Origin of the sequence: Thiobaca trueperi, from assembly GCF_004342175.1 — a bacterium.
GTDB lineage: Bacteria > Pseudomonadota > Gammaproteobacteria > Chromatiales > Chromatiaceae > Thiobaca > Thiobaca trueperi.
Window position 1 is genome coordinate 1 of sequence record NZ_SMAO01000015.1, and the last position, 24463, is coordinate 24463.

Annotated in this window: 22 protein-coding genes and 1 CRISPR repeat array; of the genes, 11 read left to right on the forward strand and 11 right to left on the reverse strand. The window is 60.9% G+C overall.

The window, feature by feature from the left end; translation table 11 throughout:
• Positions 1-173 precede the first annotated feature (173 nt).
• The 9 genes from gatB (at position 174) to EDC35_RS18150 (ending at position 7344) form a co-directional block, all read left to right on the forward strand.
• The gene (gatB, locus tag EDC35_RS18105) at positions 174-1607 is read left to right on the forward strand and encodes an Asp-tRNA(Asn)/Glu-tRNA(Gln) amidotransferase subunit GatB (protein WP_132978667.1); all 1434 of its coding nucleotides are present in this window, start codon (positions 174-176) and stop codon (positions 1605-1607) included.
• Between the two features lie 125 nt (positions 1608-1732).
• Complete coding sequence (gene hisB, locus EDC35_RS18110; protein ID WP_132978668.1) at positions 1733-2335, forward strand: imidazoleglycerol-phosphate dehydratase HisB; 603 nt, start codon at positions 1733-1735, stop codon at positions 2333-2335.
• A 197-nt stretch (positions 2336-2532) separates the two neighbouring features.
• On the forward strand, positions 2533-3285 hold the full coding sequence (gene hisA, locus EDC35_RS18120) for a 1-(5-phosphoribosyl)-5-[(5-phosphoribosylamino)methylideneamino]imidazole-4-carboxamide isomerase (protein WP_132978670.1): 753 nt from the start codon (positions 2533-2535) through the stop codon (positions 3283-3285).
• Complete coding sequence (gene hisI / locus EDC35_RS18125; RefSeq protein ID WP_132978671.1) at positions 3278-3673, forward strand: phosphoribosyl-AMP cyclohydrolase; 396 nt, start codon at positions 3278-3280, stop codon at positions 3671-3673. Before hisA ends, hisI begins: the two co-directional genes overlap by 8 nt.
• A gap of 15 nt (positions 3674-3688) precedes the next feature.
• The gene (locus EDC35_RS18130) at positions 3689-4006 is read left to right on the forward strand and encodes a phosphoribosyl-ATP diphosphatase (protein WP_132978672.1); all 318 of its coding nucleotides are present in this window, start codon (positions 3689-3691) and stop codon (positions 4004-4006) included.
• Positions 4007-4182: 176 nt separating this feature from the next.
• Positions 4183-4452 carry a twin-arginine translocase TatA/TatE family subunit gene (gene tatA / locus EDC35_RS19055; RefSeq protein WP_132978673.1) on the forward strand — a complete coding sequence of 90 codons (270 nt, stop codon included), beginning with the start codon at positions 4183-4185 and terminating at the stop codon, positions 4450-4452.
• Positions 4453-4496: 44 nt separating this feature from the next.
• Complete coding sequence (tatC, locus tag EDC35_RS18140; RefSeq protein WP_132978674.1) at positions 4497-5660, forward strand: twin-arginine translocase subunit TatC; 1164 nt, start codon at positions 4497-4499, stop codon at positions 5658-5660.
• 151 nt (positions 5661-5811) lie between these two features.
• Entirely contained in the window at positions 5812-6789 is a 978-nt protein-coding gene (locus tag EDC35_RS18145; RefSeq protein ID WP_132978687.1) for a LysR family transcriptional regulator, read from the forward strand.
• A 189-nt stretch (positions 6790-6978) separates the two neighbouring features.
• Positions 6979-7344: a helix-turn-helix domain-containing protein gene (locus tag EDC35_RS18150; protein ID WP_132978675.1), complete on the forward strand. Its 366-nt coding sequence runs from the start codon at positions 6979-6981 to the stop codon at positions 7342-7344.
• A 67-nt stretch (positions 7345-7411) separates the two neighbouring features.
• Here EDC35_RS18150 and EDC35_RS18155 read toward each other — a convergent pair whose 3' ends face one another.
• The 5 genes from EDC35_RS18155 to EDC35_RS18175 form a co-directional block, all read right to left on the reverse strand.
• The gene (locus tag EDC35_RS18155; protein WP_132978676.1) at positions 7412-7864 is read right to left on the reverse strand and encodes a cache domain-containing protein; all 453 of its coding nucleotides are present in this window, start codon (positions 7862-7864) and stop codon (positions 7412-7414) included.
• A 116-nt stretch (positions 7865-7980) separates the two neighbouring features.
• Positions 7981-9027 (reverse strand): hydrogenase expression/formation protein HypE, encoded by a 1047-nt coding sequence (gene hypE / locus EDC35_RS18160; protein ID WP_132978677.1) that lies wholly within the window; start codon positions 9025-9027, stop codon positions 7981-7983.
• A gap of 247 nt (positions 9028-9274) precedes the next feature.
• Positions 9275-10396 (reverse strand): hydrogenase formation protein HypD, encoded by a 1122-nt coding sequence (hypD, locus tag EDC35_RS18165; RefSeq protein WP_132978678.1) that lies wholly within the window; start codon positions 10394-10396, stop codon positions 9275-9277.
• Entirely contained in the window at positions 10393-10632 is a 240-nt protein-coding gene (locus EDC35_RS18170; protein WP_132978679.1) for a HypC/HybG/HupF family hydrogenase formation chaperone, read from the reverse strand. The genes hypD and EDC35_RS18170 overlap by 4 nt, the downstream gene beginning before the upstream one ends.
• A 17-nt stretch (positions 10633-10649) precedes the next feature.
• Positions 10650-11822: a nickel-dependent hydrogenase large subunit gene (locus EDC35_RS18175; RefSeq protein ID WP_132978680.1), complete on the reverse strand. Its 1173-nt coding sequence runs from the start codon at positions 11820-11822 to the stop codon at positions 10650-10652.
• Positions 11823-12033: 211 nt separating this feature from the next.
• Here EDC35_RS18175 and EDC35_RS18180 point away from each other — a divergent pair, with 211 nt between their 5' ends.
• Positions 12034-12627 carry a class I SAM-dependent methyltransferase gene (locus EDC35_RS18180; protein WP_132978681.1) on the forward strand — a complete coding sequence of 198 codons (594 nt, stop codon included), beginning with the start codon at positions 12034-12036 and terminating at the stop codon, positions 12625-12627.
• Between the two features lie 105 nt (positions 12628-12732).
• A CRISPR array of direct repeats spans positions 12733-15703; the repeat unit is 28 nt; unit sequence CTTCTAAACCGCCTGCGCGGCGGCGAAC.
• A 102-nt stretch (positions 15704-15805) separates the two neighbouring features.
• On the opposite strand, the gene cas1f is transcribed toward EDC35_RS18180, so the two are convergent.
• The 5 genes from cas1f to EDC35_RS18205 are packed head-to-tail and all read right to left on the reverse strand — an operon-like array spanning position 15806 to position 20447.
• Positions 15806-16759 carry a type I-F CRISPR-associated endonuclease Cas1f gene (gene cas1f / locus EDC35_RS18185; RefSeq protein ID WP_132978682.1) on the reverse strand — a complete coding sequence of 318 codons (954 nt, stop codon included), beginning with the start codon at positions 16757-16759 and terminating at the stop codon, positions 15806-15808.
• A 12-nt stretch (positions 16760-16771) separates the two neighbouring features.
• The gene (locus EDC35_RS18190; RefSeq protein ID WP_132978683.1) at positions 16772-17308 is read right to left on the reverse strand and encodes a type I-F CRISPR-associated endoribonuclease Cas6/Csy4; all 537 of its coding nucleotides are present in this window, start codon (positions 17306-17308) and stop codon (positions 16772-16774) included.
• Complete coding sequence (gene csy3 / locus EDC35_RS18195) at positions 17308-18477, reverse strand: type I-F CRISPR-associated protein Csy3 (protein ID WP_243651782.1); 1170 nt, start codon at positions 18475-18477, stop codon at positions 17308-17310. Before csy3 ends, EDC35_RS18190 begins: the two co-directional genes overlap by 1 nt.
• Before the next feature lie 15 nt (positions 18478-18492).
• Positions 18493-19371, reverse strand: a complete 879-nt coding sequence (locus tag EDC35_RS18200) for a type I-F CRISPR-associated protein Csy2 (protein WP_132978684.1) — start codon at positions 19369-19371, stop codon at positions 18493-18495.
• Positions 19368-20447, reverse strand: a complete 1080-nt coding sequence (locus EDC35_RS18205) for a hypothetical protein (RefSeq protein ID WP_132978685.1) — start codon at positions 20445-20447, stop codon at positions 19368-19370. Before EDC35_RS18205 ends, EDC35_RS18200 begins: the two co-directional genes overlap by 4 nt.
• A 164-nt stretch (positions 20448-20611) precedes the next feature.
• Here EDC35_RS18205 and EDC35_RS18210 point away from each other — a divergent pair, with 164 nt between their 5' ends.
• Positions 20612-23713 (forward strand): P-loop NTPase family protein, encoded by a 3102-nt coding sequence (locus tag EDC35_RS18210; protein WP_132978686.1) that lies wholly within the window; start codon positions 20612-20614, stop codon positions 23711-23713.
• Positions 23714-23745: 32 nt separating this feature from the next.
• On the opposite strand, the gene EDC35_RS18215 is transcribed toward EDC35_RS18210, so the two are convergent.
• Complete coding sequence (locus EDC35_RS18215) at positions 23746-24327, reverse strand: 3-keto-disaccharide hydrolase (RefSeq protein ID WP_243651783.1); 582 nt, start codon at positions 24325-24327, stop codon at positions 23746-23748.
• Positions 24328-24463 lie beyond the last annotated feature (136 nt).

A 24463-nucleotide genomic window follows, 5' to 3' on the forward strand; every position in this document is an offset into this window, starting at 1 on the left:
TCCCGAACTCAGACGTGAAACGGTGGCTCGCCGATGATAGTGTGGGGCTTCCCCATGTGAACGTAGGTTACCGCCAGGGCCTTATACCCAAAACCCCCGTCTTCGGAAGAAAACGGGGGTTTTATTTTGCCCCCGTGAAAATGGATCATCTGAATCATCAAGCAGGCCCAATCATGCAATGGGAAACCGTCATCGGTCTTGAGATCCATACTCAGCTCGCGACCCAATCCAAGATTTTTTCCGGTGCGCCGACCGCCTTCGGCGCGGAGCCCAACACCCAGGCATGCGCCATCGACCTGGGTCTGCCGGGCGTGCTGCCGGTGCTCAATCGGCAGGCGGTCAAGCTCGCCGTGCGTTTTGGCAAGGCGATCGATGCCGAGATCGCGGCGCGCTCCATCTTTGCCCGCAAGAATTACTTCTATCCTGACCTGCCCAAGGGCTATCAGATCAGCCAGTACGAGCTGCCGGTGGTCGGCAAAGGCCAGGTTGAGATCGTCCTCGACGATGGTACGGTCAAGACCATCGGGGTCACACGCGCTCATCTTGAAGAAGACGCCGGCAAATCGCTGCACGAGGATTTCCACGGCTTCACCGGCATCGATCTGAACCGTGCCGGCACGCCGCTGCTGGAGATCGTCTCCGAGCCGGATCTGCGCACCCCGCAGGAAGCGGTGGCCTACGCGAAAAAGATCCATCAAATCGTGCGCTACATCGGCATCAGCGACGGCAACATGCAGGAAGGCTCTTTCCGCATGGACGCCAATGTTTCGGTGCGCCCGGTGGGTCAAAAGGAATTTGGCACCCGTGCCGAGATCAAGAATGTCAATTCATTCCGTTTTCTGGAGAAGGCGATCCAGTTTGAAGTCGAGCGTCAGATCGATCTGATAGAGGGCGGCGGAACCGTGATCCAGGAGACCCGTCTTTACGACGCGGCCAAAGATGAAACGCGCTCCATGCGTACCAAGGAAGAAGCCAACGATTACCGCTATTTTCCGGATCCTGATCTTCTGCCGCTGGAGATCGACGCCGCCTTTTTGGACGATGCGATCGCCGATCTGCCCGAGCTTCCGGACGCCAAGCGTGCGCGTTTTCATGCCGAATACGGGCTCTCCGCCTACGACGCCAATCTGCTGACTGCCAGTCGCGATTTGGCCGATTATTTCGAGACCGTTGCCCGCGAGAGCGGCGAGCCGAAGCTGGCTGCCAACTGGGTGAGCGGCGAACTCCTGGCTGCGCTCAATAAGGGCGAGGGCGAGATCGCCCAGAGCCCGGTCAGCGCGACCGGATTGGCCGGGCTGATTCGGCGCATCCAGGACGGAACCGTCTCGGGCAAGCTGGCGAAGCAGGTGTTCGAGGGCATGTGGAACGGCGGCGGTGAGGCCGATGCCGTGATCGATGCCCAGGGACTCAGGCAGATCACCGACAGCGGCGCCATCGAATCCATGATCGATGCCATCATTGCCGCTAATCCGGAGCAGGTGGAGCAGTATCGTGCTGGCAAGGACAAGGTCTTCGGCTTCTTCGTCGGTCAGGCGATGAAGCAGAGCGGTGGCAAGGCCAATCCGGGGCAGGTCAACGACATCCTCAAGCGCAAGCTGTCCTCCTGAGGTTTGAGCCTCGCCTCCGCGCATCAGGTTTTTCGACAGGATTAACAGGATTTTTAAGGCTGTGGTTTAATGCCGACTTTCGGCGCGCCAGCCTGGCGCGCCGCAACGACCACCATACTGAGCCCATGTCACTGGATACACCCCGCCGTGTCGAGGTCGAGCGCAAGACGCTCGAAACACAGATCCGCGTCAGTCTGAATCTGGACGGCCAAGGCCAGGCGTGCTTCAAAACCGGTGTGCCCTTTCTGGATCACATGCTCGATCAGGTGGCCCGTCACGGTCTGATCGATCTCGACATCGAGGCGGTGGGCGATCTGCACATCGACGCCCATCACACGGTCGAGGATCTCGGTATCACGCTGGGTCAGGCGCTGGCCCAGGCGCTCGGCGACAAAAAAGGCATCCGCCGTTATGGTCATGCCTATGTGCCGCTGGACGAGGCGCTCTCAAGAGTGGTGATCGACCTCTCGGGTCGTCCGGGGCTGGTCTATCAGGTTGAATTCACCCGCAGCCTGATCGGTTCCTTCGATGTGGATCTTTTCCAGGAATTCTTCCAGGGACTGGTCAACCACGCCGGCATGACCCTGCATATCGACAACCTGCGCGGCACCAATGCGCACCATCAGGCCGAAACCATCTTCAAGGCATTCGGCCGCGCGCTGCGCATGGCGGTCGAACCCGATCCACGCATGGCCGGCATCACGCCATCCACCAAGGGCGCTTTGTGAGTAACGGTGCAAAAAAAATCGGTCGTTCCGGTCACTCTCTCCCCCTCTCCCCAACCCCTCTCCCGCGAGGGGAGAGGGGCTAAGATTGGATCCGTTGTGATTGAACGGTTACTAAGTTGCCAGTTATCAGTGGTCAGTGTGAATACTGCCAACTGCCAACTGCCAACTGCCAACTGCCAACTGCCAACTGCCAATAAATGCTGCTAATCCCCGCAATCGATTTGAAAGATGGCCGCTGCGTGCGGCTGCGCCAGGGCCGTATGGACGATGAGACGGTCTTTGCCGACGATCCGGTAGAGATGGCTGGACGCTGGGTGCGCGAGGGCGCGCGCCGGCTGCATCTGGTCGATCTCAATGGCGCCTTTGCCGGCGAGCCGGTCAATGGCGCGGCCATCCGGGGCATTGCGGCGGCCTATCCCGATCTGCCGATTCAGGTCGGCGGCGGTATCCGTGACGAGGCGACCATTGACGCCTATCTCAGGGCCGGTGTCAGCTACTGCATCATCGGTACTCAGGCGGTCAATGAGCCCGAGTTCGTTGCCCGTGCCTGCCGCGCCTTTCCGGGGCACATCATGGTCGGGCTCGACGCCAAAGACGGCCAGGTCGCCATCAAAGGCTGGGCCGAGATCACGCCCCATCGGGTCGAGGATCTGGCCCGGCGCTTCGAGGGCGACGGCGTCAGCGCCATTGTCTATACCGACATCGGACGCGACGGCATGCTCTCCGGTCCCAATGTCGCGGCAACCCGCGCCCTGGCCGAGTCGATCCGCATCCCGGTCATCGCCTCCGGCGGCATCACCCATCTCGATGATATTCGTGCCCTGGCGTCAGTCGCTGGCTGCGGCATCACTGCCGCCATCACTGGCCGCGCCATCTATGAAGGGACACTGGATTTCGCCGAGGGACAGCGTCTCGCTGATCAGCTCGCCGCAGAGGCAGGCCATGTCTGACACCTGGCTCGATGCCATCAAATGGGACGCCGACGGGCTGGTTCCGGCCATCGCTCAGGAGCATGGAACGGGCGTTATCCTCATGATGGCCTGGATGAATCGCGAGTCGCTGCGCCTCACCCGCGAGACCGGACAGGCGGTCTACTGGTCGCGCTCGCGCGGGCGTCTCTGGCATAAGGGCGAAGAGTCGGGGCACCGGCAGATCCTGCACGCCATCCGACTCGACTGCGACGCCGATGTCATTCTCATCGAAGTCGAACAGCAGGGCGGTATCGCCTGTCACACCGGGCGCCATCACTGTTTCTTTCGCCAACTGGATACCGACGGACGCTGGATCGAGACCGATCCCGTGCTCAAGGATCCAACGGCGATCTATCACGCATCCTGACCGGAGTCCGGCGACATGAACGATACCCTGGAGCGTCTCGCCCTGGTTCTGGAGGCGCGCAAGACGGCGGATCCCGATTCCTCCTATGTTGCCAAACTCTATGCCAGGGGACTCGACACCATCCTCAAAAAGATCGGCGAAGAGGCCACTGAGACGGTGATGGCTGGCAAGGACGGGGTTCCCGAACAGATCGTCTACGAGGTTGCGGATCTGTGGTTTCACACGCTGGTGCTTCTGGCCCATCAGGGACTGGGGCCGGATGCCGTGCTGGCTGAACTGGAGCGGCGCTTCGGGCTTTCCGGTCTGGAGGAAAAGGCCAGTCGCGCCAGATAACGAGGGCTGCCGCCGTTCCGGCGATTACGGTATGATTGCCCGCCGGCAACTTCTGGTGACTGAAGTGGTCTTTTCGCCGGGGTTCGCGGTGATTCGTCATCCTGGCCTGGCATTGACCGGTCGTCATTTCCAATCGCAGATTCAACCGCCCAAAGCATGGCGGTTGGGAGAAACACATGGGCGTAGGCGGCATTAGTATCTGGCAGCTTCTGATCATTCTGGTCATCGTGTTACTGCTGTTCGGCACCAAGCGTTTGAAGAGCATTGGTGCGGATCTGGGCAATGCAGTGAAAGGTTTTCGCAGCGCCATGTCGGAGAGCGACAAGACCGATGAGGCGGCCGATTCCACGCCGATCAGCCAGTCGGCTGAGAAGCGGACGGCTGAGGGCGATGCCACCACAGTCAAACCCGGCGCCGCAAACGCTCAGGATAAACCCCGCGTCTGAGCTTTGCGCTTGACCAGCTTCGGCGTCTGTATAGAAGGCTATCCATGTCCACCAGCATCCAGCCCGAGGATCCAGGCGCCGAACAGCCGTTCATCTCGCATCTGGTCGAATTGCGTGACCGGCTGATCCGCATGCTGATCGCCATTGGCGTGGTCGTGCTGGTACTCTTTCCCTTCGCCAACGATCTTTACAGCTATGTCGCGGCGCCTTTGATGGCGCAGTTGCCGGAAGGCAGCACCATGATCGCCACCCAGGTGGCCTCGCCTTTCCTCACGCCCTTCAAACTGGCGCTGGTCGCGGCGATTTTTCTCTCCATGCCCTATCTGCTCTATCAGCTCTGGGCCTTCGTTGCGCCGGGGCTGTATCAGCACGAAAAACGTTTCGCTATCCCCCTGCTGGTGTCCAGCATCCTGCTCTTTTATATGGGCATGGCGTTTGCCTATTATCTTGTCTTTCCGTTGATTTTTGGCTTCATGGCCGGCACCACGCCCGACGGTGTGGCGATGATGACCGACATCTCCGCTTATCTTGACTTCGTGCTGACCCTGTTTTTTGCCTTCGGTCTCTCCTTCCAGATTCCGATCGCGACCATCCTGCTGGTCATGGTCGGTGTGGTGACGCCTGACGATCTGGCCAGCAAGCGTCCCTATGTGATCGTCGGCGCCTTCGTCATTGGCATGCTGCTGACCCCGCCGGATGTCTTCTCCCAGACCCTGCTGGCCGTTCCCATGTGCCTGCTGTTTGAACTTGGGATCGTCCTGTCGCGGCTGATGCTGCGCCAGCGCCAGACTTTGGATGACGACACAGATCCGCCGCCCGATGCAGCCGTATCGGGACGGAGCACATCAGCGGCATCGGCTTCAGGAGCCAGCTCCGCGCAAACCGGGATGCCTGCCGCTGAAGTTGGCCGCAATCTGGCTCCCGATTTTGACGCATCGGATCGCTGGCGTCCCTTGACCGACGAAGAAATGGAGACCGAGCTGGATCTGCTGGATGCCCAGGATGCCCAGGAGTCGCGAGTCAAAACACCGGATGCGCGCGAGGCCGCAGTCGATGCGGTCGAGGAGAAGATCCGGCGTGCCAATCGGCTGCGTGAGCTGCACAGCGATTTCGCGGCCCGCCAAGTGCTGTATGAGGTGCTGGAGGAAGGTAACGCTGATCAGCGCCGTGTGGCGCGCAATATCCTCCAGCAGCTTGACGAGACCTGAGCGCCCGTCGAATCCTGGTCATGGCTGGTGAAAAGGCCGTTCTTGACCGGGATTTTGGGTTTGAATTCACCTGTCATGCGTTTATTGCTTTTATCAATGGCCTTCATGGGCTAACATAATTGTCATCACCACGCGCAGGATCGGAATGACTATGGGCTCGGGCTCCCAGATTCACTATAAACAGAATCGTTTGAAGCAGTTGCGTGCCTTCTGTCACGCCGCGCGCACCGGCAGCGTCAGTGCCGCCGCTGAAAAGATCTTTCTGAGTCAGCCGACTGTTTCGCTCCAGATCCAGGCGCTGGAACGCGAATTTGGCACCGTGCTGTTCGAGCGGCGCGGCCCCAAGATCAAACTCACGCCCGAAGGTGATCTGCTGTTCCAGATGGCCGAACCGCTGGTCGAAGGCATGGACAAGCTCCATGAGGCGTTCGCCACCCAGAGTGGCCGGGTGGATCAGGGTGTGCTGAACATTGCCGCCGGTGAATCGACCATCCTCTATATTCTGCCCGAGCCGGTGCGATCCTTCGTGGATCACTATCCGGGGATCGAACTCAAGCTGCACAATGTCACCGGGCGCGACGGTCTGGCCATGTTGCGCGCCGACGAGGCCGATCTGGCGGTGGGCTCCATGCTGGAGGTTCCGGACGACATTACCTACCGGCCCTTCGTCAGTTATCAGCCGACCCTGATTACGCCCAGAAATCATCCGCTGGCTGGTCGGGAATCGGTCACGCTGGATGAGATCGCGCCTTATGGCCTGATTCTGCCACCGCGTCACCTGAGTACCTGGCGCATCGTCGATCTGGTCTTCAAACAGCATAATCTGGCTTATCACGTCACCATGGAAGCGGGCGGCTGGGAAGTCATTAAAAAGTATGTCGAGCTTGGGCTCGGCATCTCGATCGTCACCGACGTCTGTCTCACCGGCAGGGAAAACCTGGGAACCATCCCGCTTGGACAGTATTTCCCCAAGCGCAGCTACGGCATTGTCCAGCGTCGCGGGAAGTTTCTGTCTCCCCAGACCAAGTGTTTCATGAAGACACTGGATCGGGCCTTTGCGGATCGGGTGGTTGAGCCGCACCCTCAGACTGTCGGCGATGCCGAATGGGAGGATGCCTTTCTGGGTTGATCGGTCCAGATTGCATCACTGACGCCAACTTCGGGGACGCGGGCATCGCTCGTATCCGGATGGCAAATCGACGCTTGAGTTCCCGCATATTGGACGTGTGTTTAACCCGATGATCGGGCGAACTTCGGCGTCGCCTTTTGATCATAACGTGTATCACTAACAGAACAGGCTTGCTTAACCTAAATCGCTATGGACCTGACAAAACAAATCGGCCAACGCCTGCGCGCAGCCCGGCATGAGCAAAAGCTCAGCCTTTCCGACCTCTCAAGCCGCACGAACTCGCTTTCCAAGTCTCGGATCAGCAACTATGAGCAGGGAATTCGCCGCATGGGGCTTGAAGAGGCACATGAATTGTCGGTCGCACTCGGAACGGTCACACCGACGTATCTGCTGTGTCTCGACGATAAAGACCCGCTGTCGCCACAGGAGCGGCAACTGGTGGATTATTTCCGCCAGACCGACAAGCGTGGCAGAGAGACGATCCTGAAAATTGCCGTGGATGAGTTGGATTTCGGCAGAGACAGCGCGCAATCCAACCCGGAAGAGCCGCTGTAGTTATCGATGGCCTAAAACAAAACACCGCCCGAAGGCGGTGTTTTGTTTTCCAGTTCACGACGCCTGTTTATTTGTAAGCGCCGACCCCGCAGAAAAAACCTTCCTTGTTGGTCATCACATAGCTGGTCTTCTCGCGAATCTCATCGGAGCCGGGATAGGGCCATTTGTAATCGACCCAACCCTCGCCGGACATCTTGGCGACACCGACCATATTCCTGAACAGCTCATCCCCGTATTTGTTGAAGTCGAGCAGATTTTTGCCGACCAGTTCGGGTTTCATCGCATGCGAAAGCATGACGCCATCGAGATCCATGCAGAAGACATAGAGGTCTTTCTCCTTGAATCCCCCGTCATCCGCTGCAAAGGCGGCAAAAGCCTTGTCTTTGCCCATTTCATTGACCGCCGTCTGAGCCTTCTGCGACAGGGTTTTCGCCTCGTCGGGGGTCGCCATGTCGCTGGCGAGGGCAAGACTCACGGCAGCGCCAAACAGGGCAGCGGTGGCGAGCAGATGTTTCGTCATGTGGTCCTCCTCGTCGTTATTTTGGTGTGCTGAAGGCAGGGTCAAAATAGGGCAAAAGCAGACTAGAATCTAGTCCGTAAATCTACTCTATTGCTTTAACCCGATTTATCTGGCCATCAGCAGATTCTCGGCAACTGTTCCCCAGCCAGCCAATCGACGATCCGGCTCCCGCCAAAATCCGTCTCCATCTGTACGAAATGCAGTGCATCCTCGACCACCTCACCGATGATGGCCGATGCAACACCCTTTGGATGGGCGCGCATGACCGCCAGCAGTGTCTCGGCCTGCGCGGCGGGACAGATGGCGATGAGCTTGCCCTCGTTGGCGACATAGAGCGGATCGAGGCCGAGCAATTCGCAGGCGGCGGCGACCTCCGGCCTGACCGGGATGGCCGACTCGCGGATCTGCATGCCGACCCCGGACTGATGCGCCAGCTCGTTCAGGGTCGTCGCCAGTCCGCCGCGCGTCGGGTCGCGCAGACAGTGGATGTCGGGCACGGCTGAGATCATGGCGGCGACCAGATCGTGCAGGGCAGCGGTATCGGACTGAATTGCCGTGCCGAAGCCCAGATTTTCGCGCTGCGAGAGGATGGCGACGCCGTGATCGCCGATGTGCCCGCTGACCAGGATGACATCGCCGGGTCGCGCGCGGTCGCCAGAGATCAGAATGCCGTCTGGCACCACGCCGATGCCGGTCGTGGTGATGAAAACGCCATCGCCCTTGCCGCGTTCGACGACTTTGGTATCGCCGGTGACGACCGGTACGCCCGCCTCGTTAGCCGCGTCGGCCATGCTCGCGACGATGCGCGCAAGATCGCGCAGCGCAAAGCCTTCCTCCAGGATGAAGCCAGCGGCCAGATAGAGCGGGCGGGCGCCGGCCATGGCGACATCGTTGATGGTTCCATGCACCGACAGACAGCCGATGTCGCCGCCGGGGAAAAAGAGCGGCGAGATGACATGACCGTCGGTGCTCATGACCAGTCTGCCGGGCGGGGGCGTGAACAGTGCCTGATCGTTGCCCTGCGCCAGCAGATCGTTGTGCAGATGTCGCTGGAACAGTTCGGCGATGAGCTGGGCCATCGCCCGTCCGCCTGATCCATGGCTCATGTCCACCGTGCCCTGTTGCAGATCCAGCCGTACCGGAAAGCGTCGATCAATCATCATGAGAGTCCAGATGCGTTGACGGCCAGTGGCGCGCCCACGGGGTTATTAGGTGGTTTCCGGGAAAGTGTCTACCAGAGTCAAGGCTCCAAATGGACAGGATGAACAGGATTTCGCAGGATTCACAGGAGACAAGCCATTGTTTTCTTCATCCTGTCAATCTTGAAAAATCCTGTGAATCCTGTCCATTCACGACCTCTCAGTGGGTAGATTGTTTTCAGGAAATCGCCTTAGTAACGTGTTTGAGCGGTCACGCCGCAGCAGTCCTGAACCGCCCATAACTCCAATAGGCCGCGCAGGCGCCTTCGGACGAGACCATGCAGGAACCCATCGGGTTGTCCGGGGTGCAGACCGTGCCGAAGAGTTTGCAGTCGGTCGGCTGTTTGACCCCACGAAGGATCGCCGGGCACTCGCAGCCTTTGATCTCCCGGGTCTCGCCAAGGCTGAACGGAAAACGCCGTTCCGCGTCCAGATCGGCATAGTCATCGGCCAGGGCGAGCGCGCTCTGGGGTAGAAAACCCAGCCCGCGCCATTCAAAGCGGTCGCGCACCCGGAACACATCCGCCACCAGCGCCTGTGCCTTGCGGTTGCCGTCCTCGGTGACGGCGCGGCTGTACTGGTTCTCGACCTCACAGCGCCCCGCGTTGATCTGACGCACCAGCATCAATGCCGATTGCATGACATCCAGCGGCTCGAAACCGGCAATCACCACCGGCACGCCGAATTCGCTCGCCACGAAGGCATAGGGCCGGCTGCCGATGAGCGTGCTGACATGCGATGGTCCCAGGATGCCGTCGAGCCGCACCCCATCCGGGCCGGCAGTGGCAAGGATGGTGCGCAGCGCCGGGGGGGTGAGGACGTGATTGCAGAAGACCGAGAAATTGGCGAGCCCTTCGGCACGGGCGGTCTGAATGGCGACGGCGGTTGGCGGCGTGGTGGTCTCGAAGCCGATGGCGAAGAAGACGACCTGACGCTCGGGATGCTCGCGCGCGATGCGCAGCGCGTCCTGGGTGGAATAGATCATGCGGATATCCGCACCCTCCGCTTTGACCTTGAGCAGTGTCCGGCGCTCGCTGGCCGGCACCCGCATCAGATCGCCATAGGTGCAGAGCGTGACGCCATGCTGAGTCGCGAGTGCGATGGCGTGATCGATACGGGCCATCGGCAGGACGCAGACCGGACAGCCGGGCCCATGGATGAAGCGCAGATTGGGCGGCATCAGATGCTGGACGCCATAACGAAAGATGGCGTGCGTATGACCGCCGCAGAATTCCATCAGCCGGTACGCGCGCGACGGCTCGGCCTCGGCGGCGATGGCGTTCGCCAGTTGGCGGGCAAGCCCCTGGTCGCGGAATTCATCGATATATTTCATGTCGCGTCCCCGTCCAGCAGCATGCCCATCTCACGGATGAGCCGCAGCGTCTCTTCGGCCTCTTCCGCGCTGAGTTTGTTCAGAGCATAACCGACATGCACCAGGACGTAATCGCCCACGGCGGCGTCATCGATCAGAGCCAGTGAAATCTGCTTGCTGATGCCGCCAAGCTCGACCTCTGCCGTCTCCGTGGCCGGGTCGATGTGGGTGATGCGGGCGGGAATGGCTAAACACATAGGGAGCCTCGGGGTCGTCAGTCGTCAGTTGGCAGGGTCAGGTCGAAGGCGACGCAGGGGTCGGTCGCCATGATGATGTGTTCCGCCTGACGTTTCAGGGTGTCATCCCCGGCATCCGGCAGGCCCATCAGCGCCTGGGCGACGACCCCCTGCGGATGAAAATTCCATTCGGTCGGGGCCAGGATGCGGTAATCACGGATGCGACCCTGCTCCACCTGCGCCAGATGGATCAGCAGGCCACGGGCAGCCGCTGCGCGACCAATCCCGATACCTGATTCAACCGGCGTCGATGCGGGCGCGTCTGCCAGATCGGTGCGAATCTCCGCGAGCAAACAGGCCACCTCCAGCAGTTGTGCGGCCAGTCGCGCCAGAATCCCACGTCCATAGCAGGACACCAGATCCGGGAGTGGAGCGCAAGCGGCGCGCCGGGTGAAGGGGCTGGTCTCGTGCGCGCAGCCGTTCCAGGTCGGGCGGGCGATGAACTCGGCGCCATCGGGCGCGGTGAGACGGGCGATCAGCTCCGCATCGGGAATCTCGGGCAGGGCGGCGACCGAGGATTGCCCGATTACGGCCTCGCCGGAGTCGAGCAGATGACGCAGCAGTCGGGCAGCACCGGTCCCGGTCGTTTCGCACCAGTGCGCGAAGCCCCGGCCATCTTTGATTGTCTCCAGCCAGTGGTCGGCAGGCAGCCCGAACAGACAGCGGGCAAGCCGCGCATCCAGTTCGTTCAGCAAACGGTCGAATGCTGCCTGGTCGATGACGGTTCCGCCCGCTCCAGGCCGAAACAACTGACCATCGGGATCGCAGACGCCAAACAGTGCCTTGGTCTGTGCCAGCATGTCCGCCATGTCCGCGCGCTCCGCCAGCTCATCCAGCCAGCGCGGCCAGTCCAGCAGGATGCGCCACAGATGTTCGCGGATGGTCTCGACGGCCACCAGCCGCTGACGCCCTGCCTGCACGACTGGAATCGGCGTCAGCCCGTCCGCCCGCTCCAGCGCCGTCACACAGGCGCTGGCCTGGGCCTTGCCGCAGATGGAAAAGAGGATCGGCAGAAGGGCGGCGGCCTCCATCGGCGTCCGGCCCACAAGCAGGCGCGACGCCATGACCGGACGGGTCGAATCGATTGCGCAGACACGCCCCTGAGCGGTTCGCCGTAACTGGATGTTGAGCCTGCCGGCCGGATCGGACATGCTGTACCAAGTCTTTTTCGACAGGATTAACAGGATTTTTAAGTCACTGTTTTTAAACCATGTTAATCCTGTTAATCCTGTCTAAACCGAAACCATGATTCAGGTATAAGACTTCCTGGAAATCCCCTAAACTGTTGCCCCCATTCTGCCATACGCCATCGCGTCGGAACCGACGCATCTCATCCCAAGATCGACTGCCGATTCCGCCACCATGCTCACATCCGAACAACTCGCCGGCCTGCGCCGGGACATTCATTTCACCGCTGAACTCGGCGGACATTCACTGACCCTGCACAGCACCTGGGGACTCTTTTCGCCCCGTGAGATCGACGAGGGCACGCGGCTGCTGCTCGATCATCTGGACATCGAACCGGGCGATGACTGTCTGGATCTCGGCTGCGGCTATGGTCCGATTGGTCTGACGCTGGCGACCCTGGCGCCGCAGGGCCGGACGCTGATGGTGGACAAGGATTTCGTCGCCATCGACTACGCCAATCGCAATGCCCGACTCAATGGACTGACCAATGCAACGGCGCAACTCAGCAATGGTTTCGACCAGATCGAGCTGGGGCTGCGCTTCGATCTGATCGCCAGCAATGTCCCGGCCAAGGTTGGCAAGGAGCTGCTGGCGATCCTGCTCCATGACGCCCAGGCGCGTCTGCGTCCCGGCGGTCGGCTCTATCTGGTCACCATCAATGGTTTGCGCCAGTACATGAAACGCAACCTGACTGAGGTTTTCGGTAACTACGACAAACTCAAACAGGGCGCGCATTATACGGTCGCGCTGGCGCGGAAAGCGGTTTAAAACCTTTCACCCGCTGACTCATCTCAGGCGCTCAATAGACGAACTCGCCGGGCAGTTTCCGGCGGCGGCGAACGACCCCTGCCGTGTGAAGGCAGTGCTCCCCGCTTCAAAACCCGCCTGCGCGGCGGCGAACCGGGCGATGTCCAGGGCATAGGTGCGCAGCGTCTTCTAAACCGCCTGCGCGGCGGCGAACGGGCGCACGCTGCCGGGCTGCAACAGCATCACCTTCTAAACCGCCTGCGCGGCGGCGAACTCCGGGCGGACGCTGCGCGAGCTGATCGACGACTTCTAAACCGCCTGCGCGGCGGCGAACTCTTCGAGATAGCCAGCGGGGACGGTGTTAGCCTTCTAAACCGCCTGCGCGGCGGCGAACGGCGGCCTGTTCGGCGACATCGATCTGACGACCTTCTAAACCGCCTGCGCGGCGGCGAACCGACCAAGGCGCCGGCTTCGATGTCGCCGCCTCTTCTAAACCGCCTGCGCGGCGGCGAACGCATGAACACCGCCAGAGTCTCGCGATCCGCCCTTCTAAACCGCCTGCGCGGCGGCGAACCCATGACTGAGCGCATCCTGCTCGATTTTATCCTTCTAAACCGCCTGCGCGGCGGCGAACCCGTGGCCACGTGACCGCGCCGCGGGCGTTAACTTCTAAACCGCCTGCGCGGCGGCGAACATGCCGACGGCAAGGGCATCCGCGCCGCGACTCTTCTAAACCGCCTGCGCGGCGGCGAACGATGCCTGGCCGGATCTTGCCAGAGACAGGCACTTCTAAACCGCCTGCGCGGCGGCGAACGTTCATCACCCGCTGAGCACCCGCCGACTACATCTTCTAAACCGCCTGCGCGGCGGCGAACATAGGGATCGACCTTCGGCTGACCGGTGTGACCTTCTAAACCGCCTGCGCGGCGGCGAACCATCTCATTGCGCGCGGTCTCCATCTGGTTCACTTCTAAACCGCCTGCGCGGCGGCGAACTGAATGCGCAGCACGTCGAGCAGGTTGTCATACTTCTAAACCGCCTGCGCGGCGGCGAACCAGCGGCGCAATGCCGGAGCTGCCGTCCGGCACTTCTAAACCGCCTGCGCGGCGGCGAACGAATGCAGTCGCCCGGACAATGGATGGATGGCCTTCTAAACCGCCTGCGCGGCGGCGAACATTTGGCTCGGGTGCGGCGCGGTTTGGCGCTTCTTCTAAACCGCCTGCGCGGCGGCGAACGTCGTCCGGAATGCCGAGCTGACGCCGGGCGACTTCTAAACCGCCTGCGCGGCGGCGAACGCCTTGGATTGCCGTATCGGCTTTCTCGCCCTCTTCTAAACCGCCTGCGCGGCGGCGAACGATCTCAGGGATCTCGACCGTCTCACCAGCCCCTTCTAAACCGCCTGCGCGGCGGCGAACAACGACGCTTACCTGATCCCGCTTGGCGTCCCCTTCTAAACCGCCTGCGCGGCGGCGAACTCGACGATTTCGCTAACGTCTGCGATGCCGTACTTCTAAACCGCCTGCGCGGCGGCGAACGTTTCGGATGAAGCGGCTATTGAATTGGTTATCTTCTAAACCGCCTGCGCGGCGGCGAACCTGCTCGATGCAGATGGCAACCAACTGCTGGTCTTCTAAACCGCCTGCGCGGCGGCGAACATGCGTATTTTTTGCCTGACTGTAGCGCGTTTCTTCTAAACCGCCTGCGCGGCGGCGAACAGTGTGCAGCGCATGAACCTGGTACCGGTCGACTTCTAAACCGCCTGCGCGGCGGCGAACGTTGACGGCAGCACGGGCGCGGTGGTCCAGCACTTCTAAACCGCCTGCGCGGCGGCGAACCGCGAGCGCGCGATGGCCGAGCTGATCAGTGCCTTCTAAACCGCCTGCGCGGCGGCGAACCCCCCAAACCGCGCGGCGTTCGGCGGGCTGTACTTCTAAACCGCCTGCGCGGCGGCGAACGATGGTGACGCGCGGTTCAATGCGCTGTCGGACTTCTAAACCGCCTGCGCGGCGGCGAACACAGCACCGCCGCCGGTCGCGCCCTGCTGACCCTTCTAAACCGCCTGCGCGGCGGCGAACCGGGCGAAGGGATTGAAGTCCCGTCCCCGCTCCTTCTAAACCGCCTGCGCGGCGGCGAACTGAAGGTTCCCGGCTCGACATCGACCTGGGGCACTTCTAAACCGCCTGCGCGGCGGCGAACAGTGAAGGGGCTGCGGGTCTGTTTGCGGACCACTTCTAAACCGCCTGCGCGGCGGCGAACGCGATCTGCCCAACGGCAACCGCATCCGTGACCTTCTAAACCGCCTGCGCGGCGGCGAACTCATCTCTCGCGGCCCGTGGCACGACCAAGGCCTTCTAAACCGCCTGCGCGGCGGCGAACGTAGTGGTGGATGATGTCGCTGGCGGAGACGCCTTCTAAACCGCCTGCGCGGCGGCGAACAGGGCGCCGTAACCGCGCGTGAGGTCGTCCTGCTTCTAAACCGCCTGCGCGGCGGCGAACGCAAAGGCGTAGTATTTGCCGAAGCGAGCCAGCCTTCTAAACCGCCTGCGCGGCGGCGAACAAAGAGAATGCGGTGTTGAGCGAGTCGGACAACTTCTAAACCGCCTGCGCGGCGGCGAACGCTGAGGCCATAAAGCCCTCGCTCACGTCCTCCTTCTAAACCGCCTGCGCGGCGGCGAACATTGCATTCGCGCCAGTGACCTCCCATGCAACCTTCTAAACCGCCTGCGCGGCGGCGAACCCGTGGACCAGCCGGGCGAGGCTGCCGGAATACTTCTAAACCGCCTGCGCGGCGGCGAACCCGAAATAAACGAGGTCCATATCATGCCTCAACTTCTAAACCGCCTGCGCGGCGGCGAACCGTTGCCCTCGGTTTCCTTGTTGTCTCTGTCTCTTCTAAACCGCCTGCGCGGCGGCGAACGCGCTGACGCCGGAGATTGAGTTGTGCGATGCCTTCTAAACCGCCTGCGCGGCGGCGAACATGAATTTCGGACAGGCGATTGATGCACTCAACTTCTAAACCGCCTGCGCGGCGGCGAACTTCTCTGAGCGGCCCCGGTTATGTGCAGTTGACTTCTAAACCGCCTGCGCGGCGGCGAACTGACGAGAAAAAATTCTTTTTCTCGCTAAAACAAACAGATAGTTGATTTTTAGCCAAAATTATTTCATTTTTGGGTCGTCAGCTATGCCTTTGTTTTCGTTGTTAAAAATAAGCAAGGTCTTTGACGAAGTCAAACAAGGCATCAAGAACGCTGGCATCGTGAGCCGTCTCGATCAGTCTTGCGCGAAACTCCTGGTCCGTTGTCTTGTGGTTCGTGCCGCATTCAAATGCCAACGGCATCACATAAGCATCCTTGACAAGGTCTGCGACATCGAAAACCAGTGCGCCACGTCGGGTTTTGCCATGCAGAAGCGGAAAAGAAAAACTGATGCCAAGCGTGTTCAGCACCGCTGCCGCATAGCCATAGGCAATGTAGTTTCCGTGATCCAGGAAACCATTGACGCGATCTGCCTGGGTTGCTTTTTGACCCTGTCCCTCATCGCGTTTGAAGCCATCCACCCGGTAGTTGCCGGCCAAACAGGCGTAAAGGTGTTTGGCCCAGTCCGCTTCGGCAAGCAGCAGCCCCTGCGTGTTCTCAGCGGCATCGATATGCGCGCGGAAGGTTTTTGCGCGGTTCTCCGGTAAACCGATATTGCGCGCCTTCAGGAACGCATTACTGGACCAGGCGGTTTGTGCCAACACGATGCGCCGATGCAGCAAGGCTTTGGCGGCGGCCAGTCTTTTCGGCTCGTCGAACCACAAACGAACCCATTCCTGCATGTATTCGGTTGGGCGATATTCGCTCTGCGGGATCAGAAAAACAGGATCCGCCATGGCGAACAGCGGCGAGCCGCCGCTGCCGCAAAATCCGACAATGACATTGGATTCGGCCAGCCGACGCATGGCGGCATCGGTGATCGAGGTGCCTTTCCCCAGCATTAAAAAGACCGTGTTGCGTTCCGGGATATTGAAATACTGTTCGACATCCTCGCCACTGTCGGTCAGGTAGAGAATCCGCCCGTCTTTTTGTATCACGCGCGCATGTTCGAGATAAAACACGTTCGCTCGTTTGGACAGCAGAATCTGCTTTGGCTTATCGGGTTTGCGCTGAGTCATCCTGAGCCTGCCTTAACTGACATCGGGCAGCGCGAAGCACCGCGTGCTGACCGAGAGTCCATAGTTGTCAGGGAGACAGTCGCCCGGCGTCGGCTCGCTGTCGAGTCTCTGCACATAGAGCCGGAAAACCTGCTGCGTGCTGGCGCTCTGCATGTCGAAATATGGCAGCCTGGCTTCGTCGGCCTCGCGGATGCGGCGCACCCGGAGCGTTCCGTCGGCATGACGTTCCTGGGCGCGCGTCGGAATGCGGTAGCGGCGATAGCAACGCCAGGCACCGGAGAAATCCTCTGGTACGAGCCGGATGTCGCCGATTCTGAGCGCGTGGTTCCGCAGCCGATAGGCAAGGCGTTCCAGCTCCGGTGCCGTCGTGGCAAACACCCGAAGACGCCCGAAGGCGTTATGTGGGTAATCGGGCAGGGCCAGCGCATAACAGGCGGGCGTTTCCGCAAACAGGCCATGCAGCTCTCTGAGCGTCTGTCCTGACGCACGCTGCAACCTGTCCCGTCTCGCGGAAAGGCTTTCGATGTCGAAAAAGACCTGCGGGCGCATTACTCCTCTCCACCTGAAAGCACGCCGCCCCGGATCAGACTTGCAATCATGAATTGCCCCTCTGAGGTGTTGGGATCGAGTAGATTGAAGCGGCGCGCGTATTCAAAGGCCGAGGTCTTTTTGTCACGGAAAAAGGCCTGTGCATCCAGGTTGGCGCCGTTCGGCTCGACCGGGATCGGGCGTCCGCGCTCGGCGTAAGCCGGATACCAGGTATCGATGGTGCGCAGCGCATTGCCAATCTTTTGATCGCGCAGTGCCGCCTGCCCCATTTCGCGGGTTGCCTCGAAGTAAAGATGGTTCTCCGGCATTGCACGGGATTCTGACGGATGTCCCACGCAGTAAAGTGGGCGCGCGAAGCCTTTGGGCTTTTTTTCGACATAATTCTGCGAGGGAAAGACCTCGACGGATCCACGAATGCCAAAATCGATGATGGCTTCGATGGCAATGGTTTCCGCCTCGCCACGCAGGCCATCGGCGATCACCGAGGCCAGTACGCGCTCGCTCTCGCTCACATTGTCGAAGTGATTCAAACTGATCGCCAGCGCATCGTACTGCCCGAGCAGACGGTCGCCGAGACCCCGCGCTTCAATGCGGATGGAGTGCGCCAGCGTGCGGTTACGCCATAACCAGCGACCGTTGGCGATGTTCCGTGCGATACGTCGGGACACTTCCTGCAAGCCTTCCGATTCCTTCGCCGCCGCGATAAATCGCTCCACACTCTCGCGATAGCGCTTGACGGCGGTGGTGTCCTGCTCGCCCTTGCTGGCGGCAACGGCAAAGAGTAACTGTTCAAGATCGAGGGCGCGCAGATGACAGCGCACCTTGAGTGCGGTGGACCGGGGATCGAGCTTGGCCGTATCCGTGATCTGGACATTGGAGACGTCACGCGCCACGGAGTCTTTCGTGGTGCCATCGACCGTTGGCGAAGCCTCTGCGGCGTTTGCTTCCTGATCTGTTTTTTTGGCTTTGGCCGGTTTGCTATCGCCACTACTGACGTTCTGCGTGCCCCGAATCCCGTGACGAACCACCATCACGGGGGTTTCGGTGTTGTCATCGAGTTGATTGAAAAACAGCGCATCGCTGATCGCGATTCCGCGTTGAAACGAGAGGACGCCCGGCAGTTTCTTGAATGTTTCGGTCTGGTCGAACATGGCGAGTTGATTAGACATGGCAGTACGTCCTCGTTAAAAAGATTGATTTTGTTCAACGATAAAGGTGTCGGGTCTTGGCCAGCCGTGCCGCCAGAAGGGGATGGGGCGCTCGCCGTAATCATGCCGCGAGACATATTGAGCGAGGCCAACGAGCGGCTCACAAAAGGCGTGCAGCGGGGCTTCGCTGTCATCCAGCAGACGGACGCCCTGGCGCGGGGCGAAATCGGTCAACGCGGTATAGCCCAGGACAGCGGGAGTCAGCCAGGAAGCCGGCAGGGGGACGGGACTGTCGGATGGTTTTGTCTGCCTATCGGGGGGCGTCCGCTGACTGTCGGACGCATCCGGCAATGTCTGCGGTTCGGTCAGTGCGGCGAATAACGCCTGGAGCGGATCCGCATCCTGCATCATCAGGTCGCGTCGCTCGATCAGCCAATAAGCGGGATTGGGTAAGGCCGCGCACATCTCAGCCGCATCGGTTCCCGGAGTGAGCGTTCCATGACGGACGATTTCTCCGCCCGCGAGCTTGGCGTGATGGAGAAAGCGCTCGATTTCCTGGATGTCCGGTAATCCCTTGAATTCGATGATCAGCGAGAGCCGCCAGTGAAAACTGGCGGTCGGCTGGATCGAGAGCGCGTGTTTGTTGGTGCTTGAATAATCCCTGGCGTCGACAAAGGTGGCCCCTCGGCGTTGCTGGGGCGCAAAGTGATAAAACCCATCACGACCTGGACGCTCGCCTAATAACTGCGCGTCGTGATGCACGATTGCGACCTGCTCGCCGGAACAGCCCAATTGACGCGACAGGTTATGGACAAAGAGGGTCGTTCCCACAATGGGTGCGGCATTGACGATCCACGGGCACGCCAGCGCGTTGGCCGTGCGGACCTCGATATTCGGGATCAAAAGCATGGTCATTGCAGTACCTCCGCGATCCAGCGCGCGAAGGTATCGATACTCTTCTGCTCGAACAGAAAATCGCCAGCCTGGTCGTCAAACGCATAATCAGCAATTTCGCGTGCGATGGCGGCTGCGGTGGCGTTGCGCCAGTGACCGTCACGCAGATCAGGGGCGATCAGCCCTTGCACCTCATTGCGCAAGGCCGGGGAGAGGAGCGGGTCGCCTGCGTTCGGCAGATACCCGCGATACTGCTCAAGCCGCGCGCGGGCACGCCGACCACGGTCCTGCAACTCGGACACGATAGCGACGATTTTGGCCTGCTCTTCTGCCCGCCACGTCATGCCAGTCGGCAGATGACCGTTATTGGCATGTCGGGCAGCCATCTGCCATTGCCGGTAGTCCAGCATCTTCGACCGGGACGGCCGTAAGCTGATCCCCCGGTAATAGGTGCCAAACACTTCGCGCAGGTCGCCTCTGGCCTGCGGCGGGAAGCTCACCAGCGGCTGCTGCATGTCACGCACCAGTGCCCCGACATTTTGGGGATTGGCTCCACCAATGCCCAGGAATGCGCGGGTGAGCCGATGGCGGCCCGTCTCTCGCGCCACTTCGTTATGGCTGTCGATGCGGTTCTTGATGATCTGACACAGGCCGGACGCCCCCAGCGGGGTGACGGCGACATAGGCGCCATCGCGCGGCAGCAGCAGTTGACGTAGCCGCAACGACACGAAATCCGCATTCACCTCGCCGCCCGTGGTCCTGGCGTCGCGCATCGCATCCTGAATCGCCTGCGCTTCATCGGGACGGCCCGGAGCCGCCTTGCCGGCCTCGAACGCATTGACCTGTTTCGCAATCAAGGCGGTCTTTCCGCCATTTGCCGCGTAATCGAGCGGAATTACATAACCCGCCTGGATCAGCGTGCGGGCTGACACATAGGGCAAGTCGAGCCCCTTGTCCGGCCCAACGCGAATGCCGCCCGAAGTAGCGTTGGAGTTGGTTGTTTTAAATGAAAAATGAACGAATTCGCTAATGGTCTGCGCATAGCTTGCTGGCGGCAATGGCGACCACGTCCAGTCGATCTCTTTTGGTTTTTTCATTGGATTTGAAAAATTTCACTACACAGGATAAAATTATGGGCTAGAGTTACGCCAGTCAGAGTCGATTGTCAAGTTGTTCCGCCTGCGCGGCGGCTGAAACGGCTCCAAAAATTTCACGACACACTTCTAAACCGCCTGCGCGGCGGCGAATTCGGAGCCTGTCTATGTATATTACGCTCATTTCCGCCTGCGAAAAGCGCGCGCTGAAGCGCACGCGCGCCGTTCTCGACAGCTACGCGATTCGGATCGGCGCGCGGACCTGGGGCACGCCGATCACGCATGAAGGCTTGCAGGAAATGCGCGCGCTCCTGCGCCGCTCCGCCACCCGGCAAACAGCCGTTGCCTGCTATCGCAACCAGGGTGCAGCGCGCATGACACTGTTGTGGATCGTCGGCGCGCGCAGTCGCTTTGGCCCCACGGGACATTATCCCGCCGGCACGCGCCGGTGCGCCCGGCGGACAGTGCCAACCTGGGTGCGCGCGGCCTGCCTGCTCGCGCAGGCCGCCGGGCTTGGGCATGATCTGGGCAAAACAGGCGTGTCGTTCACCGACAAGCTCAGGTATGCGGTCAATCCGTCCGGACAACGGCCAAGCGACCCCGTTCGCCACGAATGGCTGTCGATGCGACTGCTGCAAGGGCTGCGCGCCGGCCAGGGCATCGACGAAGCCTGGGCATCACTGAAGTTGGGCGTGACGCTTAAGACACTGAGCAGCGCCAGATCAAAATCACCACGATCAGGCCTGTCGGTCGGCATGCTGGACGCCGGGGATGCGTTCGATTATCTGGTGGGCACTCACCATAAACTCTTCGGCCCGCTCAAAGGATTGGGGCGGCCCGACAGTTCGCGTCATGCCGATCTGAACGTGCGCGCCAATCCACAGCCCGCAGCGTTACCGCCGTCGATCCTGATCAACGATCTTCGGCGCACGCTGGAGCGGCTCGTTCAATGCGCCGGGCCATCGGCCTCGCCGGAGTTCTGGCGTGGGCTGGCAACCCTCGCGCGTGCGGCGCTGATTCTGGCAGACCATGAGGTCTCCTCATGGAAGATGGTGGGACAGTGCCGCAAGGATCCTTATGCGATGTCGCCAATGCTCTACGCGAATACCCATAAGGATCAGGAAACCGGGCAGATTGCCTACAACCAGCCGCTCGGCTGGCATCTGGATCAGGTCTCGCGGATCGCGGCGGATCGCGCCTATCGGATTGCAACCCTGCGTCTGCCTGCACTCAGCGCCGAGACCGTCGAGCGCCTCCTCATCCCTGCCGACGGTCATGGCCCCTTCGCCTGGCAGAATCGTGCGATTGAGGCGGCCCGCCAACTGGCTGAGCGCCCCGATCCCGGCCCTATCCTGGTGCTGAACATCGCCGCGACAGGAACCGGGAAGACCCGGCTGAATGCGCAGATCGCCTGTACGCTGAATCCCCGTCCGCGCTTTGCCGTTGCGCTCAATCTGCGCACCCTGACTCTGCAAACCGGGGATGCGTTGCGTGCGCTTGGCATCGGCGATGACGAACTGGCTACGGTGATCGGCGACCGTGTGGCAGAGCAATTGCACGAATGGCAGAGCACCGCCCTCAACCTCGCGGACGAGGAAGACGAAGATGCCCAGGACCGCGATTACGAGGCCGTTGGCGGCGAAGTGGAGTTGCCGGATTGGATGAATCATCTCCTGCGGCGCCGTCCGCGCTGGAAATCCATTCTCGGCGCACCTGTTCTGGTCTCGACCATCGATTTTCTCGTCAATGCCGGCGAGCCAGGACGGCAGGGCAATCATGTCGCCGCCCTGCTGCGTTTGGCCGACAGCGATCTCGTGCTGGATGAAATCGATGGTTACGAGCCTCAAGCCTTGGTCGCTGTGCTCCGGCTGATCCAGGCGGCGGCGCTGTGTGGGCGCCATGTGATCTGTTCCTCGGCAACCCTGGCGACACCCATTGCCCATGCTGTCCAGCAGGCGTTTAGCAACGGGGTGCGCATGCGCGCGGCACTGGAACGGCGGGCACTGACGCCGATGGCGTTGATCGTCAATGACCGCAGCCCGCCCGCCATCCTGACGCTCGATGCCGAAGTCGATTTCCAGGAACGGTATCGGGATTACACACAGTGCATGATTGCCGCCTTGCCGACGGCGATTTCTCGGTGGCCCTATTTGCAGCGCATCGATGGCTGCTCTGAAGCCGATGGCTGCTCTGAAACCGCTTGGAGAAACGGCGTGCTGGCTGCTGTGACGCGCTTGCACGGTGCGCATGCCTGGCCGTTTCGCGATACGGGGAAGCGAGTGTCCTTCGGTTTGGTGCGAGTGGCCAATATCCGCACGGCCATTGCGTTAGCGCGCTTTCTTGCCGAACAGCTCCCACATGCGCGCATCGCCTGCTATCACAGTCAGGACATGCTGATTCAGCGGGTTCATAAAGAGCGCCGGCTGGATTGGCTGCTGACGCGCAGCAGCAAGCAGAGCAATGAGCGCATCGAAAAGGATCCCGAGATTCGGGCGCTGGTCGCGCAATCCTCTGTGGATCATGTGCCGTTCATTGTCGTGGCGACGCCGGTCGAGGAAGTCGGTCGGGATCACGATTTCGATTGGGGGGTGCTGGAGCCATCTGGCACCCATTCTTTGATTCAGCCGGGCGGGCGCGTGAACCGGCACCGCAATTGGCCCGTGACAGAACCGAATATCGCCATCCTGCAATTCAACGCACGCTGCGCGCGGGGCGAATCCATCGTGTTTTGTCAGCCGGGACTGGAGGTCTCAGTCGGGGATTATGACTCTCACGATCTTGATAAATTGCTTGACTGGACATGTCTGACATCGCTTGATGCCCGTCTCCGCTTCAGCGGTGAACATCGCTTTGCGCAATGCGACGAAAAGATTCTGGAAAAGCGCCTGAGCGAACCCATGGCCGTGTTATGTGCCGATCCGGGGTATGCCAGCGCCTGGATGACAGAGGGGTTTTACCGGAAATATCCGCTGCGCGAAGACCGGCAACAGGATGAATGGCGACTGGTGATTGACAGCGATGGACATGAGGCGTGGGAGATGTACAAAACCCATCGCGGGCAGCAAGGCGAATGGTTGCGTCGCAATCTTGCCAGCACCATCAAACCCGTCTCGAACGACTGGCTGACGCTCTCCAAGACTGAGATGGATGACCTTTGCCGCTCCGCCGGCATCAAGCCGGAGAGTGGACTGCGATTGACAATCGACCATCGCGGGACAGCCGGTGATCTGATATGGGATCAGTCTTTCGGTTTTACGATGCAGTATTAAAGAGCGAACTTGGACGCCCCGCACCCTCGCAATCAGGGCCGCTCCAGGGCCAGATCCCGAAAGCGCACCGCCCCCGTGCCGCCGAACTGAAGCGCCAGATGGCCGGGGCGGGGCGCCTCAATGAGGCGGTCGGCGGTCAGTGTGTCATTGATCCAGACCCGCAACCGTTTCTCTTCGGCCAGGATCTCCAGCCTGTTCCAGCGTCCGAGCGTTTCGACCCGCGCCAGGGGTGGAGCGATCCCCACCAGCGCCCCGGTGCGCCAGTCCTGATTTGGGTGGCGATCCCAGATGTTGATTTCATAGCAGGCGTTGGGCGAGATGGGTGCTCCGGGCGCGCAACCGACGAACACCCCGCTGTTGGTGTCGGGCTCGATCCAGAACGCCAGACGCAGGCGCAGCGGGCCATAGGTTGTGCGCGAGACCAGATAGCCCGGTTCGGGCGCGCTGCCGCTGGCGCCGATTCCTGCGTCCGTTTGTTCCCAGGTCACTGGGCCTTGCGTCTCCCAATGTGGCGGATCCAGTGGCATCGGCTCGGCAGCAATGAGCGGGCTGACGAGCAGCAGCAGGCCGGCATGACGGACGGCGGACGCCATGGCGAGAAAGCGGGATGTCATCGGGTCACTCCTCTGGGCGGGCGAGTGGTGAGCATGTTTTTTATATACCGCTCTCATTTGAGTTTTTCGCCGACAGGCATTTTGTGACACATCAACCGGATCTGTAGAATCTTCGCCATGTCTGACTACTGTCTCA

Coding starts and splice junctions, on each gene's coding strand:
- hypD (WP_132978678.1), bottom strand. CDS start 10,396: ATGAAATATATCGATGAATTCCGCGACCAGGGGCTTGCCCGCCAACTG.
- hypE (WP_132978677.1), bottom strand. CDS start 9,027: ATGATGATTGATCGACGCTTTCCGGTACGGCTGGATCTGCAACAGGGC.
- EDC35_RS18130 (WP_132978672.1), top strand. CDS start 3,689: ATGAACGATACCCTGGAGCGTCTCGCCCTGGTTCTGGAGGCGCGCAAG.
- gatB (WP_132978667.1), top strand. CDS start 174: ATGCAATGGGAAACCGTCATCGGTCTTGAGATCCATACTCAGCTCGCG.
- EDC35_RS18155 (WP_132978676.1), bottom strand. CDS start 7,864: ATGACGAAACATCTGCTCGCCACCGCTGCCCTGTTTGGCGCTGCCGTG.
- EDC35_RS18180 (WP_132978681.1), top strand. CDS start 12,034: ATGCTCACATCCGAACAACTCGCCGGCCTGCGCCGGGACATTCATTTC.
- EDC35_RS18145 (WP_132978687.1), top strand. CDS start 5,812: ATGGGCTCGGGCTCCCAGATTCACTATAAACAGAATCGTTTGAAGCAG.
- EDC35_RS18205 (WP_132978685.1), bottom strand. CDS start 20,447: ATGAAAAAACCAAAAGAGATCGACTGGACGTGGTCGCCATTGCCGCCA.
- EDC35_RS18170 (WP_132978679.1), bottom strand. CDS start 10,632: ATGTGTTTAGCCATTCCCGCCCGCATCACCCACATCGACCCGGCCACG.
- hisI (WP_132978671.1), top strand. CDS start 3,278: ATGTCTGACACCTGGCTCGATGCCATCAAATGGGACGCCGACGGGCTG.
- csy3 (WP_243651782.1), bottom strand. CDS start 18,477: ATGTCTAATCAACTCGCCATGTTCGACCAGACCGAAACATTCAAGAAA.
- EDC35_RS18200 (WP_132978684.1), bottom strand. CDS start 19,371: ATGACCATGCTTTTGATCCCGAATATCGAGGTCCGCACGGCCAACGCG.
- tatA (WP_132978673.1), top strand. CDS start 4,183: ATGGGCGTAGGCGGCATTAGTATCTGGCAGCTTCTGATCATTCTGGTC.
- hisA (WP_132978670.1), top strand. CDS start 2,533: ATGCTGCTAATCCCCGCAATCGATTTGAAAGATGGCCGCTGCGTGCGG.
- EDC35_RS18150 (WP_132978675.1), top strand. CDS start 6,979: ATGGACCTGACAAAACAAATCGGCCAACGCCTGCGCGCAGCCCGGCAT.
- EDC35_RS18215 (WP_243651783.1), bottom strand. CDS start 24,327: ATGACATCCCGCTTTCTCGCCATGGCGTCCGCCGTCCGTCATGCCGGC.
- EDC35_RS18190 (WP_132978683.1), bottom strand. CDS start 17,308: ATGCGCCCGCAGGTCTTTTTCGACATCGAAAGCCTTTCCGCGAGACGG.
- tatC (WP_132978674.1), top strand. CDS start 4,497: ATGTCCACCAGCATCCAGCCCGAGGATCCAGGCGCCGAACAGCCGTTC.
- EDC35_RS18210 (WP_132978686.1), top strand. CDS start 20,612: ATGTATATTACGCTCATTTCCGCCTGCGAAAAGCGCGCGCTGAAGCGC.
- hisB (WP_132978668.1), top strand. CDS start 1,733: ATGTCACTGGATACACCCCGCCGTGTCGAGGTCGAGCGCAAGACGCTC.
- EDC35_RS18175 (WP_132978680.1), bottom strand. CDS start 11,822: ATGTCCGATCCGGCCGGCAGGCTCAACATCCAGTTACGGCGAACCGCT.
- cas1f (WP_132978682.1), bottom strand. CDS start 16,759: ATGACTCAGCGCAAACCCGATAAGCCAAAGCAGATTCTGCTGTCCAAA.